This is a genomic window from Brevibacterium sp. MGP-B1, from assembly GCF_057766545.1.
In genome coordinates this window covers 2,052,237-2,070,026 of the sequence record NZ_CM173407.1, presented here as the reverse complement: position 1 = coordinate 2,070,026, position 17,790 = coordinate 2,052,237, and the positions used below count along the sequence as shown (strand labels likewise).

Below are 17,790 nucleotides of genomic sequence, written 5' to 3'. Positions count from 1 at the left end.
CCGGTCCGCTCGGATTAGACTGATCGAATGTCCGCCTCCCTGCTGCCCTCTGACTCTGCCGCCGCCCACCGCAGCCGGGATCTGCTGGCGGAATTGCCCCAGCTGAGCGACTTGCCCGGCCTGCCCCAGGCGCGCATGCTCATCGACTACGTCATCGGACGCCGGCTCGGAGCCCTCGACGTCTCGGGCCGAGACACCGAAGGCACCTTCGTCACCGCCGAACTCTCCGCCGAGGTCCCCGAGAACCTCATCCTCGTCGACGATGCGCACGGTCTGCAGGCGACCCTGCTCAGCCGGCTGACGCAGGTATGCACATACAACGACCGGCTCGACGAGGCGCGGACCTTGGCCGCAGCGGTCGAGTCCCTGGCCGGAGCCGGCGAATCCGCCGGAGTCGCCGGAGAGGCCGGTGCCGAAGCGGCCCCCGTACTGGCGGTGAGCGAGCTCAATGAGATCGCGGGGCTGGCCGAACTCGGTGTGGGGGAGATGTGGGCAGTCGTCAACGCTCCGAAGGCGATGAATGCGCTCACCGAGACGATCGCGGTGCTGCAGCCGTTGGCGAGCACCATCATCGTCATCGGCCGCAGCGATGCGATGAGCCGGGGCGTCAACAAGGAGCTCGCCCGCGGATTCGGCCGAGTCGATGTCTCTCCCGGGGTCGGCAAGCACCGGATGATCATCGGCAGCCGCCCCCTGTCCTCGCCGAGCCTGCCGGAATTCCCGCGCCGTGGGGTGATCACCCAAGGCGGTGTCGGTGAGCTCGAAGTCCGCGCTCATGGGGCCTGCTTCTCCGGGACGAAGAGCGATGAGGGCGCGGAGCTGCTCATCGACTCACTGCTGGGACTGCTCCCAGGCGGGGCGCCGGAATCTGTGCTCGACCTCGGCTGCGGCAACGGCTGGCTGCTCACCGCGGCCATGCGAGGCTCGGGGGCGAATACGGGGCTCGGCGTCGATGTGTCAAAGGCGGCGGTCGCCTCGGCGAGGGCCACAGCGGAGGCGAACGGAGTCGGAGTCGACATCATCCTCGGTGATGCCGCAGATCCGGGAGAGCCGGCGCTCGCGAACCTGGGCGAATTCGATGTCATCCTGCTCAATCCGCCGTTCCATCAGGGAACGGCCATCGAGACCGAGACGGCCGCGGCGCTCATGGCCACGGCCGCCGAGCATCTGGCGCCGGGCGGGCAGGTGCTCACGGTGTTCAACTCGCACCTGCGCTACCGGGATCGTCTCGAATCGATCATCGGACCGAGTCGGCAGCTGGCCCGGAACAAGAAGTTCACGGTCATCGCCAGCCGCCGCGACTGAGATCTCTCAGCAGCTGTGCGATCGGGTCGGCTGGTGGCCGTCCCGATCGCACAACTTCACCGACGATTGCGGCGATAGATCCGCCAGGTGCTCACCTGATCCCAGACGGTGATGATCCAGATCGCGATGACCGTGATGATCTGCTGGAAGTCGGCGTTCCCGGTGTTCGTGAGCTCGGGGTGGAGGACCGGCTGAGTCAGCAGCGCGATGGTGAGGAAGACGGCCATGGCGATGTCGACGATCCCGCCGATGATGGCCACGGTCGGTTTCGCCGAGGCGGTCGTGAACTTGATGATCTCGACTGCGGCCATGAGCGCGAGGAAGGCCCAGTAGCCGAGCAGCCAGCCGACGCCGAGGTCGGGGTTGACGAACGTCTCCCCATCGTTGAGGTGGCCGACGTAGAGCAGGGTCGTCGGGATGAGCGGGACCGTTGCCAGGGCGACGATGAAGACCAGCCCGAGCCCCGCCTCGGCGCGGATCTGCTTGCCGTGGGAATCACGTCGGTCGAGATCATCGACCGTCCACGTGCCCGGTTTCCGCTTCCGGAGCGAATCGGATGCGCCGCCGTCCATTCCACGATCGCCGAGACCGATGATGATCGTGATAACGGCGAATGCGGTCAGCAGGGCGATGACCGTGTTGCCGGCCGTCTTGCCGATGATCTCTCCGATCTGGACTCCGGGGGAGACGGCGACGGTGGTCACGATGTTTGTGAGCACGGCGAGCAGACCCACGATGGGCAGGACCCAACGCAGCGCCCAGATATAGAGCGGGTAGGAATTCGGGCCGATGAGGTGCTGCGGAGAGTTCGAGTACTCCCGCGACAGCGCGACGGGATCGCCGAGCTCTTCGAGGACTTCGCGTTCGACGGTCGCCGTGTGATCCGGGGACGCGTCCGCATCCTCGCCGAGGCGGGCGTCGACCATGTCGTCGATCGTGGCGGTGATCTCGGCGGCGATGTCGGGCCGGGAGTCTTCGGGGAGGTGGCGGGTGACGTTGTCGACGTAGATTTCTGTGAGCGCACTCATGGTGTGCCGTCCTTCCAGAGCTTGGTGATGCTGGAGTTGAGTTCGAGCCAGTGGCTGTGCAGTGCGGCGGCGACTTCGGCGCCGCTGTCGGTGAGTGTGTAGTACTTGCGCGGGCGGGCTTGTTCGGTATTCCACTCCGCCGTGAGCAGGCCCTGCTTCTCGAGCCGTCGCAGCAGGGGGTAGAGGGTGTTGGCCTCGGTGGCGATGCCTGCTTCGGTCAGCGTCGTCAGCAGCGAGTAGCCGTACTGCGGCCGTCGACAGGCGACGAGGCTGGCGAAGACCACGGTGCCGCGTCGCAGCTCCTGCTCGTGGGTGGCCAGTGCCTTGTCTTCATCCTCGTTCATGCATCACACGATAGTGTGTGTCACACACTATTACAAGAGGCGGGGTATTTTTGTTGCGGCACGGTGCGCGGCACGGTTTAGGGTGAGCAGCCCACGTTGGAACATGGGCTATTCGCCTCAACCTGGGCTTTCCGGCACACGCGTAGCGCGAGCATCGGTAGGTAGTCTTGCCTCATGAGTTTGAGGAAGTGGGTGCTCTTCGATATCGGGGGAGTGCTGGAGGTCGTTGATGATGACACCTGGGGACAGCTTTTCGTTCGCCGGTGGCAGGAGCGCTCTGGATTCTCAGCGGAGGAGTATCGGGCGCGCATTCTGGCGGCGGACTTGCCGGTCATCGACCGTAGAGCGGACACGCGGGACGTGTACTGGTCGAAGCTGGGTCGAGCGCTCGAGATGGATTCGAACCTGATCGAGGCTATGCAGGCCAACATGTGGGGCGAGTGCTGCGGGAGTCTCAATGCAGAGTTGTTTGAGTTTGCAGCTGCGCTGAGGCCACGCGCCGGTGTGGCGATTCTGTCGAACTCAGTGGACGGGGCGCGGCGCGAGGAAGAACGGCGGTTCGGGTTCAGTGAAGTCTTTGACCCGATTCTCTACAGTCACGAGACCGGTCTGCTCAAGCCGGAACCGGAGGCCTATGAGAATGCGATTGAGCGGATGGCTGCTGACGCCGGAGACGTGTTCTTCATTGATGACCACGAAGTCTGTGCTGAAGGCGCCCGTGCCGTCGGCATGGATGCGATCGTGCACCGTGACAATCGGTCGACGATTGATGAGATAGAGCAGTTTCTTCTTTAGGCGGCTTGACTGAACAGGAGTGAATGAAATGGCGAACAACAGTGCTTTGGCTGGTTTCATCCTCGGGCTGGCAGTGTCTGCTGGGGTGTTGATGCTGTTGATTCCTGGGCTTCTTGAAGGGCCTGAGGCATGGCAGGTGTGGGTAGCTTGGATGGCTGCCGGATGTGCCATCGCCTGCGCGCTCGGGACGGTATTGTCTCGAGCCCGCGGGCGATGATCGAAGCGCATCCTCTTCAGGCTTTTGCCACGGATCCCGGCTGATCTGAGTCGGCCGAGTCAACGGCGAGCTCGGACGGTTGGGTGCGGAAGCCCTTCGTTGTCACCGCGAGGATGACTGCGCCGATGACAAGCCAGATCGTGCCGAGGGTGATCGCGTGCACGTCGAGCTGGGTGAGCAGGAAACCGATGACGATGACTCCGATGATCGGGCAGACCAAGTAGAGGAACACGTTGAGTGAACGGCCGCCTCGGCGCTCGCGCACCCAATAGACGATGACCGAGACGTTGACCATGATGAAGGCGAGGAACGCGCCGAAATTGATGAACGACGTCGAGGTGGCCACGTTCATGAAGATCGCGATGAGCCCGATGACGGCAATGGCCAGCAGGGACAGCACCGGAGTGTGGAAGCGGGGGCTGAGCTTGCCGAAGAAGCCGCGCGGCAACACTCCGTCGCGTCCCATCGCATAGAGCAGACGGCTGCCTGCGGCCTGGGCCGCGATGCCGGACGTGAACTGAGCGATGACAAGGGCGGCGAGGAAGATCGCGCCGAAGAAGTGCCCGCCGATGCTCTTGGCGATCTCGAACGCCGCGGCGTCGGAATTCTCGAACACTCCACCGGGGTGGACGAGCTGAACCGCGTAGGCCACGACGACGAAGATGCCGCCGCCGATGAGGGCGATGAGCATAATGGCCTTCGGCACGGTGCGACGGGGATCGATGGTCTCCTCGGTGAAGGTTGTGACGGCATCGAATCCGAGGAACGAATACGCGGCGACCGCGGCACCGCCGCCGATGGCCACGAGAGTCGAGTCGATACCGGTGAACGGGGCCGCGCTGATCAGTCCGGCACCGCCTTCCGAGCCGAACACATCGGCCAGCGACAGGGCGACGAAGAAGACGATGACAAGGATCTGGAACGACATCAGGATGAGGTTGACCCGATCGGCGACCTTGATGCCCAAGATATTGAGCACCGTGGTGAGGACGATGAAGCCGATGATCCACACGGCCATCGGCACCGCTGGGAACTGCGCCTGCAGGTAGGAGCCGCCGATGAGCCAGATGACCATGGGCAGAAACAGGTAGTCGAGCATCGTCGCCCACCCGACAAGGAATCCGATGCGACCGTCGATCGTTCTGCGCACATAGGTGTAGGCCGATCCGGCGACCGGATAGGCCGCGGCCATGCGACCGTAGCTGTTGGCAGTGAAGAGCATCGCCCCGAGCGCGATCAGATAGGCGCTCGCGCTCGCACCGTTCGTCTGGGAGGCGATGACGCCGAAGATGCCGAGGACGATGAGCGGGGTGAGGTAGGCGAGGCCGAAGATGACCAGGGACGGCAGTTTCAGGGTGCGATTGAGTGTGACGGTGTCTGACATGATCACTCCATTGTCGATGTCATTGTTGATTCAGATTTCCGGATGGCAGAAGTGCCTGCTCTGATTGATTGTGGTGCGGCTGTCGCCGGCAGCCGGTGGTGGCTCGGAATCGACGGTCGCGTCAGCGGGTGTCGTGGCCAGGTGACCAGCGGCTCGGATCGAGACAGCCTCCGTAGAGCGGGAGGGGAATAGGGTCGTCGTCGCGGTTGAACTGCGACCACACTCGGTTCGTTCCCGCGGTCCCGACCTTGCGGACTCGAGCGACCCGCTGGGGGTCGACCCGCACGATGATCGTGTCTTCGCCCAGCCCAGCCTCGCCGAGGACGAGGCCTTCGGGATCGACGGCGATGGACCGACCGCGGCCGATGGGTTCGGCGCAGTTGACGCTGAGCACGTAGACCTGGTTGACGATTGCGTTTGCCCGCGCCAGGACCAGTTCCTGTTCGCGGTCCTGGCTGGTCGTCTTGACGATATTGAGGATCGCGTCTGCGCCCATCCAGCTCAGGTGCCGTGAATGTTCGGGAAACCAGGCGTCGTAGCAGATCGAGAGGCCGAAGGCGCCGTGATCGGGAGTCTGGGCGACGACGAATTCGGTGCCCGGGCGGTGTGGTTCGAATGGTCGCCATGGGAACATCTTGCGGTAGGTGGAGACGAGTTCGCCGGTGGGGGAGAAGAGCAGCTGAGTGTTGAAGAAGCTCCCGTCGTCGGCGATCTCACCGATGCTGCCCGGGCACAGCCAGATGTTGTGCTCGGCGGCGATGCGGCCGATCTCGGCAACGAACTCCGAGTCGAGTCGCTCAGCCTTCTCGCGCAGCGCGGCGGGGCGGTCGTCGATCGGCAGGTCGTCGGTGCTGTGCAGGTGAAGCTCGGGATAGATGATCATTCCGAGTTCGGGAAACCTCGCCGAGGTGGCCGCGACGTCCGTGCGGAAGCCGGATAACGGGTCCGGTCCGGTCAGGGGTGCACGCTGGGCCAGCCCGACTGCCATTTCGCTGGTGTCCACTTCGGTCCCTTCGCCGCCGTCGACAGCGGTTCTTCCCGCCGTCGCTTTAATTGATCAGTTTGATCACTATAGGTCGATGTGACGTTAGACTCAACACATGGCAGTGAGAAATTCTTCGACACCCGATCCTGCGGGCGTGGATTCTGAGCGGAGCGGGATGGACTCTGCGCAGGCACGCGAAGTCGATCGAACGCTGTTCGCTGCCCCCGGAGCCGCAGAACTCACCCGGCTTTCTGCTGTCGATACCGTCCGAGCCCGAGTTCTGCTCTCCATCGAGCACGCTCTCCTCGCGCCGGGCAGCAGGTTGCCGAAGACCGAACTGTTGGCGGCGGGCCTCGAGGTCAGCGTCATCACCGCCCGTCGGGGACTCGAAAGCCTTGTCGAGGACGGAGTCCTCGTGCGCAGGCGGGGCCGTGGAGGTGGAACGTTCGTTGCCGACGACCCGCCGCATCTCAATGACTCCGCCGTCACCGCCTACCGGGCAGACTCCGACGCGATCCATCGGCTCATCGACCAGCGCAGTCTGATGGAATCGGCCATTGTGGCTGAGGCGGCGATGCGTGCCACTCCCGAGCAGTGTGATGAGCTCGATGCTCTCATCCAAGCGTCGGCCGATGCCGAGGACTGGCATGAGCACCATATTCCTGACACTCGTTTCCACCGATTCATCGCAGAGATCAGCGGTTTGCCCGAGGCTCAGACTTACCTGGCCTGCTATGGCGGTCTGACGAAGTACTTCGTGCCCTACCCGCAGGAGCAGCTCGAGGAGGGGCGTGATCATCACCGTCGGCTCGTGGCGGCTTTGCGGAATCAGGACCCTCTCGCCGCCATCGAGGTGACGCGTGTTCATGTCGATGCCTTGCGGCGTGAGATGTTCGTCGGACTTGAGGAGAATGACGGATGAGCGGCGCAGATCCCGGCAGCGGCGACCTCGGCGCCTTTTGGTCGACGGCGAGAAGCTGCATCCCAGACCTGCCAGAGGTGATTCCTGAAGCATGGGCCTTCGGCGCGACTCCCGGGCATGCGGACGACCTCCTCGCTCTCGTGCTGGCTGGGACGAAGACGGGCACCGCCTCGGCGCTGTGGGACATCCAAGCCGACGGCGAATCCGTCCCCGAGGTGGGCGAACTGAGCATCATCCTCGACGGGCGAGGCCGGCCGAGAGCCCTCATCGAAACCACGGCGATCGACATCGTCCCGTTCTCCGAGGTGACCGCCGAGCATGCCCATGCGGAAGGGGAGGGCGACCAGACCCTGGCCGCCTGGCGCGAGATCCATGAGCGCTTTTGGCAAGAACATGGTCAACGTGGATTCGCGCCCGAGATGCCGGTCGTCTGCGAACGCTTCCGATTGCTGTTCGACGTCGAAGAAGCGCGCGTCAGCGTCTCCGGCGACGAATCACGGGGGACGAGCAGATGAACGAGACCGAATACTGGGACCTCATCCACACGGAACGCGCGCGCCTGGCCGATCTGCTCACCACACTCGAACCAGAGCAGTGGGCGCTCGCCACTCTGTGCGCAGACTGGACGGTCGAGCAGGTCGTCGCCCACCTGACCGCCGCGGCCGACACCGGGAAATGGGCCTGGATCCGCAGCATTATCCGAGCGAAATTCGACCCTGCCAAACACAACGCGCGACTGCTCGAGCGCCGCCTCGGTGACTCACCAGAGGAGACCCTTGCGAAGTTCCACGGCTCGATCCCACTGACTGTCGCCCCGACCAAAGACCTCCCGGCCTTCCTCGGCGAAGTCATCGTCCACGGACAGGACATCGCACGACCACTGGAACGCGACCTGACCCCCGACGCCGAGGCGACAGTCGAGGTGGCCCGATACTTCGCCTCCAAGGACTTCGCGGTGAACTCGAAGACACTGGTCAAAGGGCTGAAGCTCAGTGCTGTCGATGCCGACTTCGAATCCGGAAGCGGGCCGGAGGTGACCGGTCGTGTCCTCGACCTCGTCCTGGCCATGGCCGGCCGACCGGAAGCACTGACAGATCTGACCGGGAGCGGAGTCGCCGAACTTCGGCAGCGGATGGACTGAAGCCTCAGCGGTCGGAGTGCTGTGACGCGCGTGCCGGAACATCCCTGACGACGAGATGAACGATGACGGGTGCTCAGCCGAATCCGACGACTCCGACCGCGATAAGAACGAATCCGAGCAGCTGCAGCGAAGCGCGCACGATCTGGAAGACGTCCCATCGTCTGCGCATGGCGATGAATCCCTCGGGGGCGGTCGCCTCGGTGATTCGTCCCGTCCGGGAGTTGATCGGCACGTTCCCGACGATCGTCACGACCAGAGCGACGCCGAGGCTGATTGCTGCCGAGACCAACCATGCGTTGGGCTCATCGATGGCAATGATGATGGCCAGCGCTGTCGCCGCGGTCATTCCCACCGGCATCACCCGGCCGAACGTCTTCAGTAGGCCCCTCTCCATGATCAGCTGATCGTCCGTCCTCAGCTGACGGATCACCGGATGAACCAAGGCGGCCGATCCGAATTCCGCTGAGCCGACGAAGCCGGTGACGAGGACCGCAGCTAACGCGAGGGTATCCATGATTCCTGCTCCCAATAGGTAGTTCAACTATCCATAATAGATAGTAGAGGTATCTGCTAGGGTCGAGCAAGATCAGTCACCGAACATTGCTGACAGTGCCGGGAGGAGATGACGATGCAGGAATCAGCGGAGAAGTCGGGGATGAGGATGGCGGAGCTGTCCCGTCGTTCGGAGCTCAGCGTGCCGACCATCAAGTACTACCTGCGCGAAGGACTGCTGCAGCCGGGACGACGGACAAGCGTGAATCAAGCCGTCTACGATCGCACTCATCTCGAGCGGCTGCGCCTCATCGGAGCGCTGACGTCGGTGGCCGGACTGCCGTTGGCGAAGGTGCGAGCCGTCGTTGATGCGGTGGACGGGCAGGCCTCGGAAGTCGAAGCGATGGGCGTCGTCCAGGACGCGCTCATCGACGAGGCCGAGACGGACGATACAGCCGCCTCGGCGATACTCGACCGCGCGATCACGGCGCGGGGGTGGCGCTGCGCGACCTCGTCACCGGCCTATCGGGCTGCTGTGAACGCGGTTGCCATGTTGACCACGGAGAACCTGACTCCGATCCTCGACCGGCTCGACGCCTATGTCGAGGCCGCTGAAGACGTCGGTCGCACCGACCTCGACGCGATCGGCGACGCAGTCAGCCTGGAGGAGCGGATCCGCGGAGTCGTCCTCGGCAGCGTGCTGCGCCGACCGCTGCTCGAGGCGCTGGTCCTGCTCGCACAGCAGCACTTCGCACAGGACCTCACTCGCTCGGAAGAAAGCTGACCGGGAACAGCTCCGTCCTGGCGATGACGCGATCGCGTTCGGCGGCCTGCGCCTGACGTTGCGGATCTGCCAGGTAGGAATCGAGCGCTTCCGTGGATTCGAACCGATAGAACTGCACCTCGTCGGGATGCCCCTGTGCCCCGTCGCTCTTGGCACGATTGACGACGCGCCCTCCGTGCTCGGAGATGAGCGCGAGAACACCGTTCTCGTAGGCTGTCAGTGCCTCGGCCTGTCCTTCGCGCGCCCACAGCAGGCAGCACAACAGCACCTCGCGGTCAGCACCGGCGTTCGCTGAGCTTGCCTGTTCTTCCGGCTCCACCGAGCTCGGCCTCTCCTCATTCGGCAACTCAGTGCTCACGACTCCGTCGGCTTCGCGTCGTAGGTGAGCCAGTTCGTCTTCGCTGCGACATCGTCATAGAGCACCTGAGCCTGAGCGTTGTCATCGGCGGTGATCCACCGGACCACCGAACAGCCTTCGGCCGCGGCGATCGACTGCAGCCGGGAGATCAATGCACGACCGACACCTCGACCGCGTGCCTCGGGATCGGTGAAGAGATCGTCGAGCCAGATGCCGACGCTGCCTGTCGAGGGACGGGAGAAACGACGGTAGTCGGCGATTCCGACGATCGTTCCGTTCGCCTCGGCGACGAGTCCCTGGCACTCGTGTGCGGGGTCGGTCAGCCACGACCACACGCGGGAGACGATCTCCTCGGAGGGCTCCAGTCGGTAGAACTCGCGGTAGGCGCGGAAGAGCTCTTTCCACCGGGCCTCGTCGGCAGGAGCGGTGGGGCGGATCAACGGGGCCGGGGACGTCGTCATCGGCAGTCCTCTCACTAGGTTCGGTACACCAATGACCACATTACGTTCTCCGCATCTGTTCCGTGTACAGATGTGAGGACGAAAAAGTCCCCGGTGCGGAAGCCTGTCGACTTCCGCGCCGGGGACCGTGGTACGCGAGAGGGGACTTGAACCCCTACGTCCGAAGACACTGGAACCTAAATCCAGCGCGTCTACCAATTCCGCCACTCGCGCTGAAGCGGCCACCCTCGCGGCCACAACGTCCTCAAGATTAGCAGGGGCGGCCCGAGTTGTTGAAAACTCGGACCGCCCCGGTGTTCACGTTGAGCGCGGGCAGTTCAGCCCGCCCGACGCTCAAGTTGCGGCAGGCTCAGGCAGCGTCGATGCCGAGCTCCTTGCGCACGCGGGCGACGTGCCCGGTGGCCTTGACGTTGTACTGGGCGAGTTCGACCTTGCCCTCGGCATCGACGACGACGGTCGAGCGGATGACGCCCTGAACGACCTTGCCGTAGTTCTTCTTCTCGCCGAAGGCACCCCACTCGGTCATCATCGTCTTGTCCTCATCGGAGAGGAGGTCGAAGTTGAGACCTTCCTTCTCGATGAACTGCTGCAGCTTCTCCGGCTTGTCCGGGGAGATGCCGACGACGGCGATTCCGGCGGCCTTGAGTGCCGACAGCGAGTCCCGGAAATCGCAGGCCTCGGTCGTGCAGCCCGGGGTCATAGCGGCGGGGTAGAAGTACACGACGACCCGCTGACCTCGGAAATCGCTGAGGCTGACGGACTTCCCGTCCTGATTGACGAGGGTGAACTCCGGGGCGGTGTCGCCGACCGACAGACGTGACATGAATGCTCCTCCTGATTGGGGTGGTCTCCATGATGGACAACCATTGCTGACTACCACTCTATTCCGTTGCCGAGCCCGATGCCTCGAGCGATGCACACAGTCACCTCGACCGATCCTTTCGCCGAGGCGGCCCGCCGTCTCAGCCGATCCGTGCGATGGCCTGCCCGACCGCCACGACGTCGCCCACCGCTGCGACCTGGCGCAGCGTTCCCGCGACCGGGGCTTCGACCCGGGTCTCCATCTTCATCGCCGAGAGCACCGCGACCTCGTCGCCGGCCGCCACCTGCGCACCGTCCTCGACGAGGAAGTCAACAAGGCTGCCCGGCACAGGTGCGGTGACATCCCCGGCACTCGCCGAGGCGGCTCCACCGTTCCCGGCGCCACCGGCCTCGCCGTCCTGACCGGCCCCACCGACCGAGCCGAGGCTCGCGAGCAGTCCGGCGGGCAGTCCGATCGTGGTGAGCTTCCCGTCGATCTCGATCGACATGCGCTGCATCTCGCCATCGGCGACCGGGGCCGGGCGGTCCTGAGTCTCGAAGCGCGGCAGCAGCTCGGCTTCGATCCACTGCGTGTGGATGCCGTCGACACCGTCGACGCCGAGACCGGTGAACGCCTCATCGGTGAGGATCGCCAGGGAGCACGGCACCACTGTGGCCGGACCCTCGACATGGAGCTCCTTCGCCGCTGTCACGGTGCGCGCGATCGCCTGCTCACGGTCGGGACCGTGGACGATGAGCTTCGCGAAGAGGGAATCGAAGGCCGGCTGCACGGTGTCACCTGCACGCACACCGGAATCCCAGCGCACGCCGAGACCCCCGGGCACGTCGAGGACATCGATGCGTCCCGGAGTCGGCAGGAAGCCGCGGCCGGGATCCTCGGCGTTGATGCGCAGCTCGATCGCGTGACCGATCGGCTGCGGGGTCGACTCCAGCGACAGTCCCTGTCCGAAGGCGATGCGGAACTGCTCGGCGACGAGATCGACCCCGGAGGTCACCTCGGTGACGGGATGCTCGACCTGCAGTCGGGTGTTGACCTCGAGGAACGTCATGGTGCCATCGGCGGCGAGCAGGAACTCGACGGTGCCGGCACCGCGGTAGTCCACCTCGGCGCAGATGGCTTCGGCCGAACGGTGCAGGCGCTCACGCTGCTCTGCCGTCAGTCCCGGGGCGGGTGCTTCCTCGATGAGCTTCTGATTGCGCCGCTGAGCGGAGCAGTCGCGGTCACCGACGGCCACGACCCGGCCCCGACCGTCGCCGACGATCTGGACCTCGACATGGCGGGGACGTTCGAGGAACTTCTCGACGAAGCACTCGGGCCGACCGAACGCCTCGACGGCCTCACGGGTCGCCGATTCGAAGGCACCGGCGACCTCGGTCAGCTCGTGGACGATCTTCATTCCGCGTCCGCCGCCACCGTGGGCGGCTTTGATGATGATCGGCAGTCCCGCCTCGGCGGCGAAGGACTCGACCTCGACCGCGTTCTCCAGGGGACGGTCGATGCCCGGTGCCAGGGGAGCGCCGACCTTCTGCGCGAGCTGACGGGCCGTGACCTTGTCGCCGAGGGCCGTGATCGTGTCCGCGTTCGGACCGATCCAGATGAGGCCGGCGGCTTCGACGGCGGCGGCGAAATCGGCGTTTTCGGACAGGAATCCGTAACCGGGGTGGACGGCATCGGCACCGGAGGACTTCGCTGCGGAGAGGATCGCATCGATGTTGAGGTACGTGTCACCCGCTGTCGTCCCAGGCAGAGCGAACGCTTCGTCGGCGAGCCGGGCATGCAGGGCGTCGGCGTCCTGATCAGCGTAGACAGCCACCGAGGTGTGTCCGTGCTGGGCGCAGGCACGGATGATGCGGACGGCGATCTCGCCGCGGTTGGCGATGAGGATTCTCGACATTGTTCAGCCTTCGTTCTCGTTGGTGCGGGATCCTGCTGCGGTACGGGACGCCTCGGCCGGGTGGGCGTTCGACGTCGGTCGGGCAGAGGTGGTGAAGCGCAGCTTCACGCCGGGAGGCAGCTGCGCGGCGAGGTCGACATCATCGACGCTGGCGATGATCGGATAGCCGCCGGTGAGCGGATGGTCGGGCCCGAAGAGCACCGGCTGACCGTTCGGCGGAACCTGCAGGGCACCGGTGACCGCGCCTTCGCTGGGCAGCTCGCCCGTGCGGGCACGTTCGAGCGGAACCTCACCGTTCAGGCGCAGTCCGACCCGGTCGGATTCGTGGGTGACCGTCCACTCCTGTGACAGCAGAGTCTCGATCCCGGCCTCGGTGAACCAGTCCTCGCGCGGTCCCAGCGTCACGCTCAGCATCACGGTCTCACCCGCCTGCGGAAGATCCCTTGGCTGCGTGGGATTGGGATCGACGAGGTGGGGCGCCGTCCGCGGATCGTGCACTCCCACCGTGGTGCCTTTGTCCACAGCGGCCGGACCGAGCCCGGCCAGGGTGTCGGCGGAGCTGCTGTCGAGAGCCGTCTCGACAGCGATTCCACCGCGCACGGCGAGGTAGCGGCGGACTCCGCGCTCGGTTGGTCCGAGCTCGAGTTCGTCCCCGTCGGCCAGGGCGAAGGCCTCGCCGAGGCGGGGCGTGAGGACCGTGCCATCGGCAGCGGTCACGGTGATCGCTCCGGTGGCCCCGGTAACGGCGGCCACGCCGTCACCCGTGGAGCGCAGGAGCACTGCGCCCCCGAAGCTCTCCAACCCGGCAGCGCTTTCGGCGTTTCCGACAAGACGGTTGGCGGTGGTCAACGCGGTGCGGTCGGCGGCACCGGCGGCGGAGACTCCCATCGAAGCGAAACCGGGCCGCCCGAGATCCTGGACGAGAAGCTGCAGCCCGGGACGCAGCACCTCGAGGAAGGGGGAGGCCGCTGTCGCCGAATCGGATGCCGGATCCGCTGCTGATTCCACCGCAGAATCAGACGCCGCACCTGGCGAACCTGAGAAATCTGACGAACCCGAGAAACCTGCCGAACCTGACGCCGCACTCGAGCTCGCGACCTCCACGGTCTCGCGCCCCGCCTCGGCGAATTTCACGATCGTGCCGGGTACGAACAGGGCCGGCGGTTCCCGGTCCAGGTCCCACAGCTTCGCATCGGTGCGTCCGATGAGCTGCCAGCCGCCGGGGGAGGAGCGAGGGTAGACGCCGGTGAACTCGCCGGCCAGAGCCACCGACCCCACGGGCACACGCGTGCGTGGGGACGAGCGGCGGGGAACGTTGAAGAGTTCGTCGTCGCCGGCGAGGTAGCCGAAGCCGGGGGCGAACCCGGCGAACGCGACCTGCCAGGTCGCGGCCTGGTGGCGTTTGACCACCTCGGCGGGGGAGACGGAGAGGAGGTCGGCCACCTCGGCGAGGTCGTCCCCGTCGTAGTGGACATCGATCGTCACCTCCCTGGCCGCATCCGAGACCGACTCGGTGTGACCGAGCCCGCGAACTGCCTCGGCGAGGATCTCGGCGTTCGTGCGTGCCGGATCGAAACTGATCAGCACTGTGCGTGCGGCAGGGATGAGTTCGGTGACGCCGGGCAGATCGGCGGCTTCGAGACTGTGGTGCAGGGCCATCGTCGCGCCCAGGTCGGCGCATTCGACGAGGAGGTGGCGCCTGGAGGCGGTGTGGAAGGTCAGGGAGTCGGCCCGCGGTGTCGAGGTCATTGGCGGTAGGTGTCTTCCGGTTCGTCAGTGATGAACATCTTCCCAGGTGAGTGCGTGATCGCGAAGGGGATTCCCGACGCCTGGATGGCTGCCTGCGGGGTGACTCCGCAGGCCCAGAAGACGGGAATGTCGCCGTCTTCGATGGCCGGGGCATCACCGAAATCCGGGGCGCCGAGGTCGTCGATGCCGATCTGGGAGGGCTCGCCGATGTGGATCGGGGCACCGTGGACGGCGGGGAAGCGGTCGGTGATGCGCACCGCCTCAGCGACCTGGGAGGCCGGGATCGGGCGCATGGACACGACCATGTCTCCGCTGATCCGGCCGGCGGGACGGCAGGCCGTCGACGTGCGGTACATCGGCACGTTGTGACCGGTCTCCTGGTGGCGGATCGGGATGCCCGCTTCGGTCAGGCCGTTCTCGAAGGTGAACGAGCAGCCGATGAGGAAGGACACGAGATCCGGATGCTGCTTCCACGCCTCGGTGGCGTCGGTGACCTCGTCGATCAGGGCGCCGTTCTCCCAGATCCGGTATCCGGGAATGTCCGTTCGGATATCGCTGCCGGGGGCCAGTGCGGATGCCAGCTGTCCGGGTTCGAGGACGTCGACGACCGGGCACGGCTTCGGGTTCCGCTGGGTGAACAGGAGAACGTCGAAGGCCCAGTCCGCGGGGACGGAGATGAGGTTCGCCTGGACGAGTCCCGGTGCCATCCCCGAGGTGGGACCGTCGAATCCTGCCCGGATGCGTGCACGGGCTTCCGCACCCGCAGCCCGCATCGTGTCCATGGCGGATGTGCCGGTGGGGGTGACAGTGTTCATCGTCCGGCTCCGGCGAAGGCGGCGATCGTGACGCCTTCGGATTCGAGTAGATCACGGGCGGCCCGGGCCATGTCGATGGATCCCTGGCTGTCGCCGTGGAAGCAGATCGACTGGGCGTCGACGTCCACGAGGCTGCCGTCGACGGCTTCGACCTGTCCGGTCTGGACGAGGCGCAGGACGCGCGCAGCCACGGCTTCGGGGTCGTGGAGGACAGCATTCGGTTCCGACCGGGAGACCAGGGAGCCGTCGGGGTTGTAGGACCGGTCGGCGAAGGCCTCGGCGGCGACGGTCAGTCCGGCGTCGGCGGCGACGCGGTTGGCCACGCTGCCGGCGAGTCCGAGGAAGACCAACGAGTCGTCGACGGCCCTGACGGCGTCGACGACGACCTTCGCCTGCGCCTCATCATGGACGATCGCGTTGTAGAGACCGCCGTGGGGTTTGACGTAGGAGACGATTCCGCCGACGGCAGTGGTCAGGCCGATGAGCGCGCCGATCTGGTATTCGACCTGGGCTTGCAGAGTGGCGGCGGGCACGTCGAGGGCGCGGCGGCCGAAGCCCTCGTAGTCGTCGTATCCGGGGTGGGCCCCGATGACGACTCCGCCCTTCGTGGCGGCGTCGACGGTGGCGCGGATGCCTTCCGGATTGCCCGCATGGAACCCGCAGGAGACGTTGGCGCTGGTGACGAGGCCGAGCATGGCGGCATCGTCGCTGACGACACGGTCGGGGACGTTCTCCCCGAGGTCAGAGTTGAGGTCGATTCTCAGTTCGCTGTTGACAGACAATGTCACCCTCCGATTCCGATCATGGCGAAGATGGGGCCGATGGACTGTGTGGCCGTGTACCACGTGACCAGTGTTGCCGCGGTGCCGATGATGAGCAACCACTTCGGGTACGAATCAGTGCGCAGCAGGCGCGGTCTGAACCAGCCGATGTACATGAAGATCGTCAGACCGATCGGCAGGATGAGGCCGTTGAAGCCGCCGACGAAGACGAGCAGCGTGGCAGGCGCCGTGCCGAGGACGAGGTAGACGACGAGCGAGACGACGATGAAGGTCACGGTCGCCAGCTGCAGCGGCCAGCCGCCTTCGAGGCGTTTGGAGAACGCCGAGAGGAACGTCGCCGAGGTGTAGGCGGCACCGATGACCGAGCTCAGAGCCGCGGCCCAGAAGATCGCACCGAAGATGCGCATTCCCGCATCGCCGAGGACGGCGGCGAAGGCCTGACCGGCGGGGTTGGCCACGCTCGAGTCGAGATCGAGAGCGACGCCGGAGGCGACGACGCCGAGGATGGCGAGGAAGAGGACGTAGCGCATGACACCGGTGACGAGGATCCCCGACAGAGCCGAGCGCATGACCGAGCCGGCATTCTCCGGGCCGGTCTTGCCCGAGTCGAGATAGCGGTGGGCACCGGAGTAGGTGATGTAGCCGCCGACGGTGCCGCCGACGATCGTCGTCACGGTGGCGAAGTTGATGGTGTCGGGCACGAACGACTGTCTGATCGCCTCACCGACCGGCGGGTTCGAGACGATGGCGACGATACAGGTGAGGATGATCATTCCGACGCCGAGGACGAGGACGACGGCGTCGACGACCTTTCCGGCGCGTTTGAACAGGAAGATGCCGATCGCCAGGACGCCGGTGAGCAGTCCGCCGAGCTTCGGGTCGATGCCCAGCAGCGCATTGAGGCCGAGGCCGCCACCGGCGATATTGCCGATGTTGAAGGCCAGTCCGCCGACGACGATGAGGACGGACAGGAGGATGCCCGAACCCGGCACGGCCGAGGAGGCCAGCTGGGCTGCGCGTTTGCCCGAGGACGTCACCATCCGCCAGATATTGAGCTGGATGGCGATGTCGATGAGGATCGACGCGAAGATCGCGAAGGCGAAGGCCGCACCCATCTGAGCCGTGAATGTGGCTGTCTGGGTGATGAAGCCCGGACCGATCGCCGAGGTGGCCATGAGGAAGATGGCGCCGATGATGGCGCTGCGGCTGATCTTGGATCCGATTTCGCTCTTGGCATTGTCAAGGCCCGTGGCGGCCCCATCCGTAGAAGAGGATTCCGGCGGTTGGGATTCCGGTGCGTGTGACATGGGAGTCTCCGACTGTCTGGTGGTCAATTGTTCCTTCGTGTGCGCCGATGGGGTGAGGACAGCGACGTCTGTGTCCTGGCACACGTGAAGTGGTAAACAATCTAGCACTCATTGTTCAACAAACATAGATGGGGGTCACACTTTTCTTCGTCGCTTTGTCGACGGACGGATGGGAGTTCGGGGAGCTGATTCAGTAGGATGGAG

The 17,790-nt window shown here is 65.3% G+C and carries 19 protein-coding genes and 1 tRNA gene; 6 read left to right on the top strand and 14 right to left on the bottom strand.

The window, feature by feature from the left end; translation table 11 throughout:
• The first annotated feature begins 27 nt into the window (after positions 1-27).
• On the top strand, positions 28-1,305 hold the full coding sequence (locus tag AC3CD9_RS09455) for a class I SAM-dependent methyltransferase (RefSeq protein WP_488367386.1): 1,278 nt from the start codon (positions 28-30) through the stop codon (positions 1,303-1,305).
• 56 nt (positions 1,306-1,361) lie between these two features.
• Here the strand turns inward: AC3CD9_RS09455 and AC3CD9_RS09450 are convergent, their stop codons facing one another.
• A complete protein-coding gene (locus tag AC3CD9_RS09450) occupies positions 1,362-2,333 on the bottom strand; it encodes an HAAS signaling domain-containing protein (RefSeq protein ID WP_488367385.1) in 972 nt (323 codons plus the stop codon).
• Entirely contained in the window at positions 2,330-2,677 is a 348-nt protein-coding gene (locus AC3CD9_RS09445) for a PadR family transcriptional regulator (RefSeq protein WP_488367384.1), read from the bottom strand. Before AC3CD9_RS09445 ends, AC3CD9_RS09450 begins: the two co-directional genes overlap by 4 nt.
• A 174-nt stretch (positions 2,678-2,851) precedes the next feature.
• Between AC3CD9_RS09445 and AC3CD9_RS09440 the strand changes: the two genes are divergently transcribed.
• On the top strand, positions 2,852-3,472 hold the full coding sequence (locus AC3CD9_RS09440) for an HAD family hydrolase (protein ID WP_488367383.1): 621 nt from the start codon (positions 2,852-2,854) through the stop codon (positions 3,470-3,472).
• A gap of 233 nt (positions 3,473-3,705) precedes the next feature.
• Here AC3CD9_RS09440 and AC3CD9_RS09435 read toward each other — a convergent pair whose 3' ends face one another.
• The gene (locus tag AC3CD9_RS09435) at positions 3,706-5,073 is read right to left on the bottom strand and encodes an APC family permease (protein ID WP_488367382.1); all 1,368 of its coding nucleotides are present in this window, start codon (positions 5,071-5,073) and stop codon (positions 3,706-3,708) included.
• 121 nt (positions 5,074-5,194) lie between these two features.
• Positions 5,195-6,076 (bottom strand): carbon-nitrogen hydrolase family protein, encoded by an 882-nt coding sequence (locus tag AC3CD9_RS09430; protein WP_488367381.1) that lies wholly within the window; start codon positions 6,074-6,076, stop codon positions 5,195-5,197.
• A gap of 157 nt (positions 6,077-6,233) precedes the next feature.
• Between AC3CD9_RS09430 and AC3CD9_RS09425 the strand changes: the two genes are divergently transcribed.
• From AC3CD9_RS09425 to AC3CD9_RS09415, 3 genes are read left to right on the top strand one after another with little or no spacing between them, the layout of a single operon-like run.
• Positions 6,234-6,980 carry a FadR/GntR family transcriptional regulator gene (locus AC3CD9_RS09425; protein ID WP_488367380.1) on the top strand — a complete coding sequence of 249 codons (747 nt, stop codon included), beginning with the start codon at positions 6,234-6,236 and terminating at the stop codon, positions 6,978-6,980.
• Positions 6,977-7,495 carry an ASCH domain-containing protein gene (locus AC3CD9_RS09420; RefSeq protein ID WP_488367379.1) on the top strand — a complete coding sequence of 173 codons (519 nt, stop codon included), beginning with the start codon at positions 6,977-6,979 and terminating at the stop codon, positions 7,493-7,495. Before AC3CD9_RS09425 ends, AC3CD9_RS09420 begins: the two co-directional genes overlap by 4 nt.
• Positions 7,492-8,121, top strand: a complete 630-nt coding sequence (locus AC3CD9_RS09415; RefSeq protein WP_488367377.1) for a maleylpyruvate isomerase family mycothiol-dependent enzyme — start codon at positions 7,492-7,494, stop codon at positions 8,119-8,121. Before AC3CD9_RS09420 ends, AC3CD9_RS09415 begins: the two co-directional genes overlap by 4 nt.
• A gap of 73 nt (positions 8,122-8,194) precedes the next feature.
• Here the strand turns inward: AC3CD9_RS09415 and AC3CD9_RS09410 are convergent, their stop codons facing one another.
• Positions 8,195-8,635 carry an anthrone oxygenase family protein gene (locus tag AC3CD9_RS09410; RefSeq protein WP_488367376.1) on the bottom strand — a complete coding sequence of 147 codons (441 nt, stop codon included), beginning with the start codon at positions 8,633-8,635 and terminating at the stop codon, positions 8,195-8,197.
• A 114-nt stretch (positions 8,636-8,749) separates the two neighbouring features.
• Here AC3CD9_RS09410 and AC3CD9_RS09405 point away from each other — a divergent pair, with 114 nt between their 5' ends.
• The gene (locus AC3CD9_RS09405; RefSeq protein ID WP_488367375.1) at positions 8,750-9,397 is read left to right on the top strand and encodes a MerR family transcriptional regulator; all 648 of its coding nucleotides are present in this window, start codon (positions 8,750-8,752) and stop codon (positions 9,395-9,397) included.
• On the opposite strand, the gene AC3CD9_RS09400 is transcribed toward AC3CD9_RS09405, so the two are convergent.
• From AC3CD9_RS09400 to AC3CD9_RS09360, 9 genes are all read right to left on the bottom strand, one after another.
• Positions 9,375-9,755, bottom strand: coding sequence for a DUF1330 domain-containing protein (locus AC3CD9_RS09400; RefSeq protein ID WP_488367374.1), 381 nt, complete (start codon positions 9,753-9,755; stop codon positions 9,375-9,377). The genes AC3CD9_RS09405 and AC3CD9_RS09400 overlap by 23 nt on opposite strands.
• On the bottom strand, positions 9,752-10,216 hold the full coding sequence (locus tag AC3CD9_RS09395) for a GNAT family N-acetyltransferase (protein WP_488367372.1): 465 nt from the start codon (positions 10,214-10,216) through the stop codon (positions 9,752-9,754). The genes AC3CD9_RS09400 and AC3CD9_RS09395 overlap by 4 nt, the downstream gene beginning before the upstream one ends.
• A gap of 128 nt (positions 10,217-10,344) precedes the next feature.
• Positions 10,345-10,429, bottom strand: a tRNA-Leu gene (locus tag AC3CD9_RS09390).
• 136 nt (positions 10,430-10,565) lie between these two features.
• Positions 10,566-11,039 carry a thioredoxin-dependent thiol peroxidase gene (gene bcp, locus AC3CD9_RS09385; protein ID WP_101553572.1) on the bottom strand — a complete coding sequence of 158 codons (474 nt, stop codon included), beginning with the start codon at positions 11,037-11,039 and terminating at the stop codon, positions 10,566-10,568.
• A gap of 139 nt (positions 11,040-11,178) precedes the next feature.
• Positions 11,179-12,933 carry an acetyl/propionyl/methylcrotonyl-CoA carboxylase subunit alpha gene (locus AC3CD9_RS09380; protein ID WP_488367371.1) on the bottom strand — a complete coding sequence of 585 codons (1,755 nt, stop codon included), beginning with the start codon at positions 12,931-12,933 and terminating at the stop codon, positions 11,179-11,181.
• Between the two features lie 3 nt (positions 12,934-12,936).
• Complete coding sequence (locus AC3CD9_RS09375; protein ID WP_488367370.1) at positions 12,937-14,682, bottom strand: 5-oxoprolinase subunit B/C family protein; 1,746 nt, start codon at positions 14,680-14,682, stop codon at positions 12,937-12,939.
• Positions 14,679-15,497, bottom strand: a complete 819-nt coding sequence (locus tag AC3CD9_RS09370) for a putative hydro-lyase (RefSeq protein WP_488367369.1) — start codon at positions 15,495-15,497, stop codon at positions 14,679-14,681. The genes AC3CD9_RS09375 and AC3CD9_RS09370 overlap by 4 nt, the downstream gene beginning before the upstream one ends.
• Positions 15,494-16,285 (bottom strand): LamB/YcsF family protein, encoded by a 792-nt coding sequence (locus AC3CD9_RS09365; protein WP_488367368.1) that lies wholly within the window; start codon positions 16,283-16,285, stop codon positions 15,494-15,496. The genes AC3CD9_RS09370 and AC3CD9_RS09365 overlap by 4 nt, the downstream gene beginning before the upstream one ends.
• Positions 16,282-17,586 carry an NRAMP family divalent metal transporter gene (locus tag AC3CD9_RS09360; protein WP_488367367.1) on the bottom strand — a complete coding sequence of 435 codons (1,305 nt, stop codon included), beginning with the start codon at positions 17,584-17,586 and terminating at the stop codon, positions 16,282-16,284. The genes AC3CD9_RS09365 and AC3CD9_RS09360 overlap by 4 nt, the downstream gene beginning before the upstream one ends.
• Positions 17,587-17,790 lie beyond the last annotated feature (204 nt).